Origin of the sequence: [Clostridium] colinum, from assembly GCF_940677205.1 — a bacterium.
In the GTDB taxonomy this organism is placed as follows: Bacteria; Bacillota; Clostridia; order Lachnospirales; family CAG-274; genus Tyzzerella; species Tyzzerella colina.
The window spans coordinates 282,479-297,775 of record NZ_OW712331.1; the positions used below are offsets into that span (position 1 = coordinate 282,479).

Here is a 15,297-nt window from a genome sequence, read left to right on the forward strand (position 1 = left end):
GAAGCTAATGAAAAAAATATATAATTATATTCTAATGGGGGTAGCATTAATAGTTTTAATTTTTATGCTATTAATGCTCTCACCTTGGCTTAATATAACTAATATACATATAGAAGGGCTTAAAACATTAGAAAAATCAGATATAATAAGAGAATTAAAATTAGATAAAACAACGAATATACTAAGTTTTAACAGTTTTATAGCCAAAATGAGGTTAAAGTATGATTATTTTATAGAAAGTGTAGAGGTTGATAGGATATTTCCAAATACTGTGAATATTAGTATTAAAGAGCGTGAAATAGCTGGATATATACCATATATAAGTGAATATATATATATTGACAAAACAGGATTAGTTGTAGATATTAACTCTACTTATAAAGAACCTTTACCGCTTATTTATGGTTTAGAATTTGATAATTTTATAGTGGGTAAAAAATTAAAAACTGAAAATGATGAAGCATTTAATGTTGTTATGGAAATTACTAATGTTATAAAAGATAAAGAAAATTTAAAAGGAATATTAAGAATAGATGTATCAGATTTGGAAAATATACAGTTATATATGGAAAAGTTAGATATTATTTTAGGAGATAAAGAAACATTAAATATAAAAATGAATACATTAAATGAAATACTTGAAAATTTTACACCACAAGAAAAAGGATTTTTATATATAGATGATGTAAATAAGGCACCAATTTTTAAATATATAACTTAAAATATAAAAATAAATAGTATTAATACTTTTTTAGTATATATTATATTAAAAAATTGTAATAATAAATTTAAGAATACACTTGAAAAATTTTTTAAAATAGATATACTTATAGTTATAGAATAATATTATAAAAAATTTGAATTATTAACATACATAGTGTATAATAGAAAAAATAAGGACAGAATATCACGTAGGAGGGTTATAATTTGATAGGGTTAGAAAATATAAATAACGAAGAAGAAAAAATAATTGTAATAGGCGTAGGTGGAGCTGGTAACAATGCTGTCAATAGAATGGTAGAATGTGGATCGATAGATATAGACTTTATTGCTATAAATACAGATAGACAAGCGCTTAATAAAAGTTTAGCACAAAAAACTATTGTAATAGGTGAAAAATCTACACGTGGACTTGGAGCAGGTGGTAACCCAGAAGTTGGTAGAATAGCAGCAGAAGAATCTAAAGATGATATAGCACAAGCTATACAAGGTGCAGATATGGTATTTGTAACTGCTGGTATGGGCGGTGGAACAGGTACAGGAGCTGCTGCTGTTGTAGCAAATATTGCCAAAAGCCAAGGAGTTTTAACTGTTGCTGTTGTTACAAAACCTTTTAATTTTGAAGGTAAAAAAAGAGCTTTAAATGCTATGGAAGGTATAGAAAAATTAAGAGAAAGCGTAGATACATTAATAGTTATACCTAATGAGCGCATATTAGATATTATAGAAGATGATGCTACTCAGATAGAAGCATTCCATAAAGTAGATGAAGTTTTAAGACAAGGTGTTACTGGTATTGCTAATATTATAAAAAATCCGGCTGAAATAAATGTAGACTTTGCAGATGTTACTACTATTATGAAAGACAAAGGATATGCTCATCTTGGTGTAGGTGAGGGTAGTGGTAAAAATAAAATTCAAGATGCTGTTAATGAAGCTATAAATAGCCCATTGTTAGAAACATCTATTGAAGGAGCTAAAAGTCTTCTTATTAACGTTGCTGGTGGCCCAGATTTAGCACTTAAAGAAATAAACAGAGGTGTATCTAGTATAACAGATATGCTTGATGTGTCTGCTAATATCATATATGGTTCTTCTATAGAAGAAAATCTTAAAGATAGAGTTATTATTACTATTGTTGCAACAGATCTTAAAGATGTTTGTGATAATCAAGTAGAGCAACAACCTTTATTAAATAGTAATATGAATCAAAATATTAATCCAGTGATAAACAATCAACAATATAATATTCAACCACAGCACTTACAAAATGGATTTTCTAATACAGTGCAACCAGAACAACAACCTATGATAAATCATACTCAAGAACCTATTTTTACAAATCAGGAAAATAATAATTATGGTTTAAATAGACAAAATAACAATGAACACGAAGGCGGTAAATTAAATATACCTACATTTTTAAGAAAAAATAGATAAAAAATATTTTTATTTGTTAAAGATTTTGAAGTGCACTCTAAATGTTTGAAATTTAATATTTGGGGTGTATTTTTAATTAGAATTATTAATTTTTATAAATCAAGTAAAATATAAAATAACTAATGAAAAGGTGATAATATGATAAAAATAATAATGCACGGTTGTAATGGTAAGATGGGTCAGGCTATTTGTAATTTAGTAGAAAAAGACAATAGCTGTGAAATTGTAGCAGGAGTAGATATAAATCCTATAAATGCTAAATTTCCTACTTTTACAGATATAAATGATTGCAATATAGAGGCAGATGTTGTTATAGATTTTTCAACGGCAATAGCTGTAGATAGACTTATGGAATATTGTTTAAATAAAAAAATTCCAGTTGTTGTATGTACAACGGGACTTAATGAACAAAGTATTAATAAAATAGATGAAGTATCAAAACATATACCTGTTTTTAAATCGGCTAATATGAGCCTTGGTATTAACCTTATAGCTAGTTTGTTAAAAAAAGCCTCTGCTATATTAGATGAAAATGGGTTTGATATTGAAATAATAGAAAAACATCATAACCAAAAAATAGATGCTCCTAGCGGTACAGCATTATTACTTGCAGATGCCATAAATGAATCTATGGATAATAAGTTTGAGTATATATACGATAGAAGTAAAACAAGAGAAAAGAGAAGTAATAAAGAAATAGGTATATCTTCCATTAGAGGTGGAAATATTGTAGGAGAACATTCTGTTATATACGCAGGAAAAGATGAAATAATAGAGTTTACTCATTTTGCACATTCTAAAGAAGTTTTTGCAATAGGTGCATTAAAAGCTGGTAAATTTTTAGTAAATAAGCCAGCAGGTAAATATAATATGCAAGATATAATGGATAGTTTATAATTATAACAATTAAAAGGCTAGTTGGGACAAAAACTAAATAGCCTTTTAATTAAATTATTATATATTAGTTATTAAATTATTAAATTTAACATAAAATTATTTTTTATAATAAAATGCTTGACATATTTTAAATATATTGCTATAATATATCTTGTCGTTAGATATTCCTAAATTATGGGAGCATAGCTCAGCTGGGAGAGCACCTGCCTTACAAGCAGGGGGTCACAGGTTCGAGCCCTGTTGTTCCCATTTAATATGTGGCGGAATAGCTCAGTTGGCTAGAGCACACGGTTCATACCCGTGGTGTCGGGGGTTCAAATCCCTCTTCCGCTATGTTATGGGAACATAGCTCAGCTGGGAGAGCACCTGCCTTACAAGCAGGGGGTCACAGGTTCGAGCCCTGTTGTTCCCATTTAATATGTGGCGGAATAGCTCAGTTGGCTAGAGCACACGGTTCATACCCGTGGTGTCGGGGGTTCAAATCCCTCTTCCGCTATTTAAAAAAAATAAATAAGTTTAACTTAAAAAGCTATATTGAATAGATTTTCAATATAGCTTTTTTATGCATTTTTAACAAATAAATAGAGATAAAAAAATTGTTAAAATTGAATAAATTTAAAAACGAAAAAATTGATTTAATAAAATTTCATTATCTATTATGACAAAAATTGGTTTATTTTTTGTTGTATAATATACTTCTTTACCTTAAAATGAGATTAACAAAAGATGTTATAAAAATATTAATGAAAGGAAGTTATTATATGAGCAATCTTAAGAATAATATTCAAAATTTTGGAAAATTTTTAAGTGGTATGGTTATGCCTAATATAGGGGCTTTTATAGCTTGGGGATTTATAACTTGTTTTTTTATACCAGATGGTTGGTTTCCCAACGAACAATTAGTAAGTTTAGTTGACCCTATATTAAAATACTTACTACCGGTTTTAATTGGATATACTGGTGGTGGAGTTGTAGCTGGAAAAAGAGGTTCTGTTATGGGGGCTATAGCAACTATGGGTGTTATAGTTGGTGCAGATATACCAATGTTAATAGGTGGTATGATTATGGGACCTATTGGTGGATTAATAATTAAATTTTTTGATAAAGCTGTTGATGGAAAGATACCTACAGGATTTGAAATGCTTGTAAACAACTTTTCTATTGGTATATTAGGTATGATATTAGCTATTTTAGGTTTTTACACAATAGGACCAGCTATTCAAACAGCAACACAATTTATTGAACAATGTGTTCAAATTATTGTTGAAAAAAATATTTTACCATTAGTTTCTGTATTTATAGAGCCAGCAAAAGTTTTATTTTTAAATAATGCAGTTAACCACGGAGTATTAACTCCTATTGGTATATCTCAAGCAGAGCAAGCTGGTAAATCTATTATGTTTTTATTAGAATCTAACCCTGGTCCTGGTTTAGGTATTTTATTAGCTTATTGTTTAGTTGGAAAAGGTTCTAGTAAACAATCTGCTCCAGGTGCAGTTATTATACATTTTTTAGGAGGTATACACGAAATATATTTCCCTTATATTTTAATGAAACCTTTACTTATTATAGCGGCAATATTAGGTGGAGCCTCAGGTGTTTTTACATTTTCTTTATTAAATACAGGGCTTGTAGCAGCACCATCTCCTGGTAGTGTGTTTGCTATTTTAGCATTAGCTCCTAAAGGTGGTTTAATCCCAGTTATTGCAGGTATATTTGTTGCAACTGTTGTGTCTTTATTAATATCTATACCGATAATAAAAAAATCTAAAGATGATGAAGATTCTCTTGAAAAAAGTAAGGAAAAAGTAAAAAATCTAAAAAATACAAATATTATAAATAATGCAGATAGTATAAATAAACAAAAAATAAAAAACACTATTACTAATATAATATTTGCTTGTGATGCAGGTATGGGGTCTAGCGCTATGGGGGCTTCAAGATTCAAAGAAAGAATTAAAAGTTTAAACCAAAATATAAGTGTTACAAATACTTCTGTTGATAGTATACCAAATGATGCTCAAGTAGTTGTTACTCACAAAAATCTAGTAGATAGAGTTTTGAAGAAAAATAATAATGTTGAGATTGTTCCTATTTCAAATTTTCTTAAAGACCCTTTGCTAGATGAACTTTATCATAGAATAAGTAACCAATAAAATTAGTTTATATAAGGTATAAAAAATGATAACTTTAACTGAAAGACAAAAAAGAATTATACATATTATAGCAAGCTCTTCTGGTGAAGTTCCTATAACTATGAAAGATATTGCTAATACATTAAGTTTAAGCATAAGAACTATTGTTAGGGAATTTAAGCAGATAGAAAATTGGTTTTTAGAAAATGATTTTTCATTTACCATTAAGCCTGGAATAGGTGTAATGTTAAATGAAGATAAAAATATAAAACTATATATTATAGAACTATTAGATATAAATATTGATAATAGCTATTCTCTATTAGAAAGAAAAGTTTTAATATTAACAAATTTAATATTATTAAATTCTCCTATTAAATCTAGTTATTTTATAAAAAGTTTTAACATAACAGAAACAGTTTTTAATAGCGATTTTAATGAGCTTTTAAGTTATTTAAAAAATTATAATATTGAAATAATAAAAAAACAAGGTTTAGGTTGTTATTTAGTAGGAGAAGAACAAAATTTACGAAATGCTTATTTAAATTTAATTTTTGAGTATTATAAAGACCAAGATTTTATAAAAATATTAAAAACAGATATTTTAAAGGAAAATAATTTTCAAAATAATGTTACAAATATAATATTGAAGCTTATAAATAAAGATACAATAATAAAAATTATAGAAATAGTTAATAAAAATATTGATTATTTTAATTTATTTTTATCTGATGAGTCTTATATGGAGTTTATATTTTTAATTATTATATCTATGAAAAGAATTATGCAAAATGAATATATAGTTTATAAAAATAATAGTAAATATAGCATTAAAAACATAGAACAATTTAAATTTATAGAAACTATTTGTTTAGAACTTCAAAATAACTTTAAATTAGATATAACTTTTGATGAAATAATATTTATTTCAAATCATTTTAAAGCACTAAAACAAATACAAAATTTTAATATTATAGACAATATAAGAATAATAGAAATAGTTACTGAGTTAATAAAATTAGTTGAAAATGATTTAAATGTCAATTTATTAGAAGATAGTACATTTTTTAATGATTTATTAAATCATTTAGATACATCAATTCATAGAATGAAAATAGGAATGAAAATAAGAAACCCATTTTTTGAAGATATAAAAAATGAATATAGTGATGTATATAATATTGTTTATAATCATATGTCATGTATAAAAAATAAGTTTAACTTAGATTTTATTCCAGATGCAGAAATAGCCTATATAACATTACATTTTATAGTGGCATATGAAAGATTTTTATACAAAAATATTAAAATTAATGTAATTTTATGTTGTCAAACAGGTATAGGTACATCTAAAGTTTTGGCAGAAAAGATATTACAAAAATTTCAAAATATAAATATTTTAAATATTATACCTACAATAAAAATTAATGATTATCTATTAAAAAATAATGATGTAGATTTGATTATATCAACAGCTAATATAGAAACTAATTTAAAATTTGTAAAGTTAAACCCTATATTTGATTTTGAATCTGAAAAAATTTTAAAAAAGTTCATATTTTCTATATCTAAAGAAAAGTTAGCTTATAACAATAAATTAAATAACATAGATAGTAAATATTATTCTGAAAAAGATAGTGAAGATATATATTCTATATTAGATTTATCAAATGATATATCATATATTTTAAAAAATTTTAAATTTACTAAAGACATAAGCTTAAAGTCTTTTGAAAGTTTATTAAACTTTGTTATACAACTTTATGTAGATGATATTTTAAAACAAGAAACATTATATAATGACTTTAAAAATAGATTAGAAGTAAATTTTCCATATTTTAATGAAATTAACTTACTTCTTTTACACTGTCAATCCAAAAGTGTTTTAAACATAGAGATAGGTATTATAAATTTAAAAAATGAAGTGGAACATAAAAATAAAAAAATTAAACATATTTTAGTAATAATATTACCAGAAAATTCTAGCAGCATTAAAAGAGAACTTTTAAGTGAAATAAGTTGTAATTTAATAAATAATAAAGATTTTATAAATACAATAAAGTTTGCTGACAAATATAAAACTTTAAATTTTTTTAAAAATATAATGTTAAATTTTTTAAGAAATAAACTAACATTTTAAAGCTATTAATAAAAGGAGAAAAATAAATATTATGTTAAAACAAGAAAATATTTTTTTAAATTTAAAAGTAAAGTCTAAAGAGGAAGCAATTAAACTTGCAGGAGAAAAGCTATTTGAAAAGGGGTATATTGAAAAAGAGTATATTGAAACTATGTTAGAAAGAGAAAAGTTAATGACAACTTTTATGGGAATGGGTGTTGCAATACCTCATGGAACAAATGAAGGAAAAAAATTTGTTAAAAAATCGGCTATAGTTTTACTTCAATTCCCAGAAGGGGTAGATTTTGACGGAGAAAAAGCTTATATAGTTATAGGTATATGTGGTGTTGGAGATGAACATTTAGAAATATTATCTAAAATTGCAATTTTGTTAGATGATGAACTAACAGATAGATTAAAAAATGAAACTAATAAAGAAATATTTGTAGATACTTTTAGATAAAAGGGGGCTTTTAAATGAAAAAAGCAATTCAATTTGGAGCTGGGAATATAGGAAGAGGATTTATAGGATATTTATTGCATAAATCTGGATACGAGGTAACATTTGTAGATATAAATGATGAAATTTTAAATGCTATTAATAAAGATAAGACGTATAAAATATTTATTAGAGATGTAGAGTCTTTTGAAGAAAGCGTTGATAACATTTTAGCTTTAAACTCTTTAAGTGATGAGGTAATAAAGGCTATTAGCGAGTGTGATATAATAACAACAGCTGTTGGACCAACCGTTTTATCTAAAATTACTAATAGTATTTTAAAAGGATTACAATTAAAAAAAGAAAATAACATAAATACAAATTTAACTATTATTGCTTGTGAAAATATGATTGGTGCTACCGATTTTCTTAAAGATGAAATTTTAAAACTAGCAGATAATGATATGAAAGAGTACATAGAAAAATTTATATCTTTTCCAAATTGCTCAGTAGATAGGATTGTCCCACCTATAAAGAATAATAATATACTAGATGTAACAGTTGAAAAGTTTTTTGAGTGGAATGTAGAAAAAGGTAAATTTAAAAAAGAAATACCTAAAATATATGGTATGAACCTTGTAGATAATTTGCAAGCTTTTTTAGAAAGAAAATTATTCACTTTAAATACAGGACATGCTATGGTAGCATATCTAGGTAGTATAAAAGGATATAATACTATTGATGAAGCCATATTAGATGAAAATATTCAAAAAATTGTAAGAAGTGCTATGCAAGAAAGTGGTAAAGCAATTTGTTTAAAGTATAATTTAAATTTAGATGAACATTTTAAATACATAGAAAAAATTATAAATAGATTTAAAAACAAATATTTAGAAGATGACTTAATAAGAGTTGGTAGAGAACCTTTAAGAAAATTAAGTTCTCAAGATAGGTTAATTAAACCACTTAATACAGCTATTTTATATAATATAAGTGTTGATAATTTATTAATTGGAATTTCTGGAGCATTACATTACTTTAATAAAAGTGATGAACAAAGTGTAACTTTACAAAATTGTATTAAAGATTTAGGATTAGAAAATACTATAAAAAAAATTACAGAAATTAAAGATAAAAATATAATTAATAAAATTATAGAAAATTATAATAATATTAATAATATTTTAAATAGTTAAAGATAATTATAAATAAAAGATATAAGCTATATTGAATTTACTTTTAATATGACTTATATCTTTTTATTATATTAAAAACTTAATAATTAATTTGTACAATCATTTAAAAGTCTTTTTAAATCATTTTCATCAAATAGATAGTCTTTATTACAAAAATGACAATGTAAAGTTGCTTTTTTATCTTCTTCTATTATTGCTTTTAGTTCATTTTTACCTATACTTATTAAAGCTTTTTCTACACGTTCTTTAGAACAATTACAATAAAACTGTACAGGTATTTTATCTAATATATTAACGCCAAAATCTCCTAAAAGGATATTTAAAATATCTTCTATTGTATTGCCTTCTTCTAAAAGAGTTGTAAAAGGCTTCATAGTTGCAAGCTTATTTTCTAAACTATTTATTATTTCCTTATCGGCATCTGGCATAACTTGTATTATAAATCCACCAGATTGTTTTATAGAATAATCTTTATCTACTAAGACACCAAGCCCAACAGCCGATGGTGTTTGTTCAGATTTTGCAAAATAATAAGTTAAATCTTCTGCTATTTCACCAGAAACAAGAGGTATTTGTCCTACATAAGGCTCCTTAAGTCCCATATCTTTTATTACAGTAAGGCTACCTTCACCTAAAGCACCTTGTACATCTAATTTACCATTAGGTTTTAAAGGTATGTCTACAACAGGGTTAAAAGGATAGCCTTTAACTCTAGCCTTGCTATCTCCAGTAACTAATAGTCCTTTACCCATACCATCACCATTTATTTTTATAGTGATAAGGTCATTATCAGATTTTAGCATACTACCCATAATTGATACAGCAGTTAAAGCTCTACCTAAAGCAGCAGACATAACAGGTGATGTCTTATGGTGTAAAAATGCTTGTTGTACAGTTTCTTTTGTGTTAGCTATAAATACTCTAACACTACCTTCTCCAGCAGTTGCTCTTAAAATATAATCCATTTTTATCTCCTTTATATTAATATTATTTTCCATTTTCACGAGCTACAAAAAAAACTCTTTGGCTATTTTCTTTTGGTGTATCAAAAGTAAGCTCATCATAAACAGCCAAAAGCTCAAGACCAGATTTTTTTATAAGCTCTTCTATTTTTTTTATAGTATAAGCTTTTTCATAGTGAATTTCTTCGAATCTATGATAAAGTTTTGTTTTTTTATCTTGTATAAAAAAGTTTGTATAAAATTCATTTATCATTTCTTCATCATCAAAATAATTTTCTAATGTGTAGGCCGAAGTATCATTAGTTTGACAAAAAGTATTATCAGCTAAAATATTTTTAAATTTATATAAAGTATTTATATCAAATATAAAAAGTCCTTTAGGGTCTAAATAGTTATTTACTAATTTAAAAACTTGTAATAATTCATCTTCTTCTAATATATAGTTTATACTGTCACATATACTAAGTATACAATCTACTGTACCATATAGTTCAAATTCTCTCATATCTTGTTCTAGATACAGAATGTTAACATTTTCTTTTAAAGATTTTTGTTTTGCCTTTGTAAGCATTTGAAAAGAAGAATCTATTCCTATTAAATCATAGCCTTTTTTTGCTAGTGGTATAGCTATATTTCCTGTACCGCAACCAATGTCAGCTATTAATTTTGGATTTAGCTCAAACTTGTCCCATATTTTTTGTATGTATACAATCCAATCATTATATGGTATATTTTCCATAAAAGTGTCATACACTTCTGCAAAATTTTCATAAATAGACATATTTATATCTCCTTACACTTTTAATAAATATATTATATATTTATATATTAGAATTTTCAAGGTTACTTTACAAAAAAATATATTTATAGTATACTACAAAAAGGGGGAGATAATATGACAACGTCTACCATAACAAAGAATATTTTGTCAAAGAGCTTAAAACAATTATTATATGAGAAACCATTTAATAAAATAAAAGTATTAGATATAACCAAAAAAAGTGGATTAAATAGACAAACTTTTTATTATCATTTTGAAGATAAATTTGAACTTGTAAAATGGATATATGATAATGATTTATTACATATAAGCAATGAGACTACCTTATATAACTGGGATAAAAAGCTTTTAGAGGCTTTAAAAATTTTGAAAAAACAAAAGCATTTTTATGTATGTATAGTAAAATGTGATGAAAAATATTTTAAATCTTATTTTTTTAATATTGTGAAAAATCTTTTTTTTAAAGGTATAAATAAAATAGATAGAGATAAAAAAATAGATATAAAATATATAGAATTTTTTTCTGTTTATTTTTCTCATGGTCTATGTGATATTATATTAGACTGGATAAAAAATGGTATGAAAGACAATGAAGAAGAAATTATTAAAAAATTAAAAAAATTAGTTAATAATTTAAAACTATATACTATATAAATGTTACTATGTATATTTTTTATATAAAAATTAGCCCTAAAATAAATTTAACAACAACTCTACACACATTTATTTTAGGACTAAAAATATTAATTTATATATCTTAAATATTTATTATTAATTTTGTTTTGATTTAAGTATTTTTATGTTTTGTTTATCTTTAAAACCATTTGATTCTGTTTCAACAGAAATTATATGATGAGAATCTTTATTTTCTTCAAATTTACTTTCAAATATTACATATAATTTGTCTTCATCAGCATTATAATATGGATCATTTTCAGGTAAATAAGTAAATTTAAAATCTTTTTTTACTTGAATATCTATTACTTGATATTTTTCAGTACTTCTAGGAAAATATCTAAAATAAGAATCTACTTCTATCATTTGTTCTCCTAAAGGAGTAAGTTTACCATTTTCGTAAAGAATTTCTGGATCAGAACCTACTTCTTTATCTTCCCCAACATGTCCACCTTGAACAATTTTAACACTATCTAGATTAAATTCATCGAATGAAGTTATCTTTATATTACTATTTTTATATCTATAAGTTTTTGGTCTTAATTGAATTGAATATGCAAAAGCATTATCTTTACTTTTTACAGTATTAAAAACTTTATAGTCAATATAGCGATTTGAAGGGGGATTTACTGGGTGTATTACATCCTCTAAAGGAGTTTTAATTATATTTAAAGGTATGACATCTCCATGATATTTATCAAAGCTATTGTTAGCATAAGCGTTAGAAGTTAAGCATAATGTAAAACCACTAATAAGTAAAAATAGTTTCTTTTTCATTTTAAACACTCCCATCTCTAATAATATTAAATACTTAACATTAATTTTGTCTTGATTTATCTATATCTATTTCTTGTCTATCATCAAAATTTATCGTTTTTGCTTGAATATGAACTGAATCAAAAGATTTACTATTAGGATTAAACTTAGTTTTAAAAATTACATATAGTTTATCTTCTGGTGCATTAGCCCACTGTATATTACCCCCAGATAGATAATCTGATGTAAAAAAGTTTTTAACTTTAATATTAATTGTTGTAATATTATCTTTATTGAACGTATCTGATTTATTTATAACATTTACGTCTAAAAATTTTTCTCCTAACTCAGTAAGTTTACCATTTTCATAAAGAATTTCTGGAGTAAAGGGTGATACTTTACCTTCCCCAACATGTTCACCTTGAACAATTTTTATACTATCTGTGTCAATTCCTGAAAATGATTTAATTTTTAATTGGTTACTTTTTCTAAAGTAAGCTTTTGGTTTAAACTGAATAGAATAAGCAAAAGAATTATCATTTTTTTCATTTGTGTTAAAAACTTTATAGTCTACGTGATGAGTACCAGCTGGATAAGGGTAAGGGTGAACTTCATGAATTTTACTTTCTAAAGGTGAATCCTCAACATTTAAAGGTATTACATCATTTTGATATAATCCAAAGCTATCATTATAGTTATACCTAGAGGCATAAGCATTAGAAGTAAAACATAATGTAAAACCACTAATAAGTAAAAATAATTTCTTTTTCATTTTAATCACTCCTATTTATTATTAATTTTGTTTTGATTTAGGTAAATTTATTGTTTGTTTATCTTTACAATAATTTGCAGTTGAGTCTATAAAAACTGTGGTCTCTTTACCTTTTTGTTCTTTAAAATCTGTATTAAATATAACATATAATTTTTCTTCTGCCATATCACGAGAATGTAATGGGATATCATTAAATTTTAATAAATTTAATCTTTCTTTATCAAAAAAGGTAAATTCAAAATCTTTTTTCACTTTAATTTTTAATTCTTGTAAGTAGTGGCCATCTCCTCCTTTAGTGGATAAGTTTACATCTAAAAATTCTTTTCCTAAAGGAGTAAGTTCACCATTTTCATAAAGAATCTCTGGAGTAGAGTAGATATTTTTACCCTTTCCAACATATCTACCTTGAATAATTTTTATACTTTTTGGATCAAACTTTGAGAGAGTTGAAATTTTTAATAACCTATCTTTTTTAAAATAAGATCTTGCTTTAAACTGAATAGAGTAAGCAAAAGAATCATCATTTTTTTCTAGGGTATTAAAAACTTTATAATCTGCATAAATAGTAGTATTTGCTGAAAGTTCATGTTTTCTACTTTCTATAGGGACAGTAACTATATTTAAAGGTAATACCTGTTCTTCATACATGTTATATTTAGTATTATAATGATACCAATCGGCATAAACATTAGATGTAAAGCATAGTGTAAATGTACTGATAAGTAAAAATAATTTCTTTTTCATTTTAAACACTCCCATCTCTAATAATATTAAATACTTAACATTAATTTTGTCTTGATTTATCTATATCTATTTCTTGTCTATCATCAAAATTTATCGTTTTTGCTTGAATATGAACTGAATCAAAAAATTTATTATTATGATTAAACTTAGTTTTAAAAATTACATATAGTTTATCTTCTGACACATTAGCCCAACTCATATTATCTCTATTTAGAAAAACTGATGTAAAAAAATCTTTAATTTTAATATCGATTGTTTTAATTTCGTTTTCATTGGATCCATTTGTTTTGTTTGAAACTTCTACCTCTAAAAATTTTTCTCCTAACTCAGTAAGTTTACCATTTTCATAGAGAATTTCTGGAGGAGATATTACTGTTTTATCTTTTCCAACATGACCACCTTGAATAATTTTTATACTATCTGGGTCAATTCCTGAAAGTGATTTAATTTTTAATTGGTTACTTTTTCTAAAATAAGCTTTTGGTTTAAACTGTATAGAATAAGCGAAAGAATTATCATTTTCTTCATTTGTGTTATAAACTTTATAATCTACGTGATGAGTACCAGCTGGATAAGGGTAAGGGTGAACTTCATGAATTTTACTTTCTAAAGGTAAATCATGAACATTTAAAGGTATTACTTCACCTTGATATAGCCCAAAGCTATCATTATAGTTATACCTAGAGGCATAAGCATTAGAAGTAAAACATAATGTAAAACCGCTAATAAGTAAAAATAATTTCTTTTTCATTTTAGACACTCCTATCTCTAATAATATTAAATACCTAACATTAATTTTGCCTTGATTTATCTATTTTTATAACTTGTCTATCATTAAAATTTATGGTTTTTGCTTGAATAGAAACTAAATCAAAAGGTTTATCTTCAGGTTTAAACTTAGTTTTAAAAATTACATATAAGTTAGTTTCTGATGCGTTAAGCAAATTTATATTATCCCTATCTACAAAAAATGATGTAAAATAATCTTTAGTTTTAATATTAATTGTTCTAATATCTTTACTATCAGGGTTTATTTCATTTGAAATATTAACGTCTAAAAATTTTTCTCCTAACTCAGTAAGTTTACCATTTTCATAAAGAATTTCTGGAGGAGATGTTACTGTTTTATTTTCTCCAATCTGACCACCTTGAACAATTTTTATACTATCTGGGTCAATTGGTGAAAGTGATCCAATTTTTAATTGACTATTTTTTTTTAAATAAGATTTTGGTTTAAATTGGATAGAATAAGCAAAAGAATCATCTTTTTCTTCATTGGTATTATAAACTCTATAATCCACATGATGAGTATCGGGTGGATAAGGGTAAGGGTAAACTTGATGAATTTTACTTTCTAAAGGTGTATCATGAACGTTTAAAGGTATTACTTCACCTTGATATAATCCAAAGCTATCATTATAGTTATACCTAGAGGCATAAGTATTAGAAGTAAAACATAATGTAAAACCGCTAATAAGTAAAAATAATTTCTTTTTCATTTTAGACACTCCAATCCTAAAATATATTAAATAATCTATTGTTTTAAATGCTAAATAATTTCCAAATTTTTACAATATTTAGCATACTTGAATACTAACATATATTTTTTTATTTGTAAATAATAAATTAATAACAATAATAAAGCTCTTTTATTTTATACA

The 15,297-nt window shown here is 25.0% G+C and carries 15 protein-coding genes and 4 tRNA genes; 12 read left to right on the forward strand and 7 right to left on the reverse strand.

The genetic code is table 11. From position 1 onward, the window contains the following. The first annotated feature begins 7 nt into the window (after nt 1–7). The 11 genes from NBW53_RS01285 to NBW53_RS01335 all read left to right on the forward strand — a co-directional run bounded on the left by NBW53_RS01285 (nt 8) and on the right by NBW53_RS01335 (nt 8,946). Nucleotides 8–721, forward strand: coding sequence for a cell division protein FtsQ/DivIB (locus tag NBW53_RS01285; protein WP_250278325.1), 714 nt, complete (start codon nt 8–10; stop codon nt 719–721). A 206-nt stretch (nt 722–927) separates the two neighbouring features. After that, nucleotides 928–2,160 carry a cell division protein FtsZ gene (gene ftsZ, locus NBW53_RS01290; RefSeq protein WP_250278326.1) on the forward strand — a complete coding sequence of 411 codons (1,233 nt, stop codon included), beginning with the start codon at nt 928–930 and terminating at the stop codon, nt 2,158–2,160. Nucleotides 2,161–2,298: 138 nt separating this feature from the next. Further along, a complete protein-coding gene (gene dapB / locus NBW53_RS01295; protein WP_250278327.1) occupies nt 2,299–3,057 on the forward strand; it encodes a 4-hydroxy-tetrahydrodipicolinate reductase in 759 nt (252 codons plus the stop codon). Between the two features lie 176 nt (nt 3,058–3,233). Next, nucleotides 3,234–3,306 (forward strand) — tRNA-Val (locus NBW53_RS01300). Between the two features lie 10 nt (nt 3,307–3,316). Continuing rightward, nucleotides 3,317–3,390: transfer RNA gene (locus NBW53_RS01305), tRNA-Met, on the forward strand. A gap of 6 nt (nt 3,391–3,396) precedes the next feature. Then, a tRNA-Val gene (locus NBW53_RS01310) sits at nt 3,397–3,469 on the forward strand. 10 nt (nt 3,470–3,479) lie between these two features. Beyond that, nucleotides 3,480–3,553 (forward strand) — tRNA-Met (locus NBW53_RS01315). Between the two features lie 265 nt (nt 3,554–3,818). After that, nucleotides 3,819–5,213 carry a PTS mannitol transporter subunit IICB gene (locus tag NBW53_RS01320; protein WP_250278328.1) on the forward strand — a complete coding sequence of 465 codons (1,395 nt, stop codon included), beginning with the start codon at nt 3,819–3,821 and terminating at the stop codon, nt 5,211–5,213. 25 nt (nt 5,214–5,238) lie between these two features. After that, on the forward strand, nt 5,239–7,332 hold the full coding sequence (locus NBW53_RS01325) for a BglG family transcription antiterminator (protein ID WP_250278329.1): 2,094 nt from the start codon (nt 5,239–5,241) through the stop codon (nt 7,330–7,332). Between the two features lie 31 nt (nt 7,333–7,363). After that, on the forward strand, nt 7,364–7,774 hold the full coding sequence (locus NBW53_RS01330) for a PTS sugar transporter subunit IIA (protein ID WP_250278330.1): 411 nt from the start codon (nt 7,364–7,366) through the stop codon (nt 7,772–7,774). Nucleotides 7,775–7,788: 14 nt separating this feature from the next. Next, nucleotides 7,789–8,946 (forward strand): mannitol-1-phosphate 5-dehydrogenase, encoded by a 1,158-nt coding sequence (locus tag NBW53_RS01335; protein ID WP_250278331.1) that lies wholly within the window; start codon nt 7,789–7,791, stop codon nt 8,944–8,946. An 86-nt stretch (nt 8,947–9,032) separates the two neighbouring features. On the opposite strand, the gene hslO is transcribed toward NBW53_RS01335, so the two are convergent. Then, nucleotides 9,033–9,911 carry an Hsp33 family molecular chaperone HslO gene (gene hslO, locus NBW53_RS01340; RefSeq protein ID WP_250278332.1) on the reverse strand — a complete coding sequence of 293 codons (879 nt, stop codon included), beginning with the start codon at nt 9,909–9,911 and terminating at the stop codon, nt 9,033–9,035. Between the two features lie 22 nt (nt 9,912–9,933). Further along, a complete protein-coding gene (locus tag NBW53_RS01345) occupies nt 9,934–10,689 on the reverse strand; it encodes a class I SAM-dependent DNA methyltransferase (RefSeq protein WP_250278333.1) in 756 nt (251 codons plus the stop codon). A 114-nt stretch (nt 10,690–10,803) separates the two neighbouring features. On the opposite strand from NBW53_RS01345, the gene NBW53_RS01350 reads away from it, so the two are divergent. Then, nucleotides 10,804–11,343 carry a TetR/AcrR family transcriptional regulator C-terminal domain-containing protein gene (locus tag NBW53_RS01350; RefSeq protein ID WP_250278334.1) on the forward strand — a complete coding sequence of 180 codons (540 nt, stop codon included), beginning with the start codon at nt 10,804–10,806 and terminating at the stop codon, nt 11,341–11,343. 117 nt (nt 11,344–11,460) lie between these two features. On the opposite strand, the gene NBW53_RS01355 is transcribed toward NBW53_RS01350, so the two are convergent. Genes NBW53_RS01355 through NBW53_RS01375 form a run of 5 tightly spaced genes read right to left on the reverse strand, consistent with a single transcriptional unit; the run spans nt 11,461 to nt 15,135 of the window. Then, the gene (locus NBW53_RS01355) at nt 11,461–12,141 is read right to left on the reverse strand and encodes a hypothetical protein (protein ID WP_250278335.1); all 681 of its coding nucleotides are present in this window, start codon (nt 12,139–12,141) and stop codon (nt 11,461–11,463) included. Nucleotides 12,142–12,181: 40 nt separating this feature from the next. Next, nucleotides 12,182–12,892 (reverse strand): hypothetical protein, encoded by a 711-nt coding sequence (locus NBW53_RS01360; protein WP_250278336.1) that lies wholly within the window; start codon nt 12,890–12,892, stop codon nt 12,182–12,184. A gap of 21 nt (nt 12,893–12,913) precedes the next feature. Then, entirely contained in the window at nt 12,914–13,636 is a 723-nt protein-coding gene (locus tag NBW53_RS01365) for a hypothetical protein (protein WP_250278337.1), read from the reverse strand. Nucleotides 13,637–13,676: 40 nt separating this feature from the next. Beyond that, the gene (locus tag NBW53_RS01370) at nt 13,677–14,387 is read right to left on the reverse strand and encodes a hypothetical protein (RefSeq protein WP_250278338.1); all 711 of its coding nucleotides are present in this window, start codon (nt 14,385–14,387) and stop codon (nt 13,677–13,679) included. Between the two features lie 40 nt (nt 14,388–14,427). Beyond that, nucleotides 14,428–15,135 (reverse strand): hypothetical protein, encoded by a 708-nt coding sequence (locus tag NBW53_RS01375; protein WP_250278339.1) that lies wholly within the window; start codon nt 15,133–15,135, stop codon nt 14,428–14,430. Between the last annotated feature and the right edge of the window lie 162 nt (nt 15,136–15,297).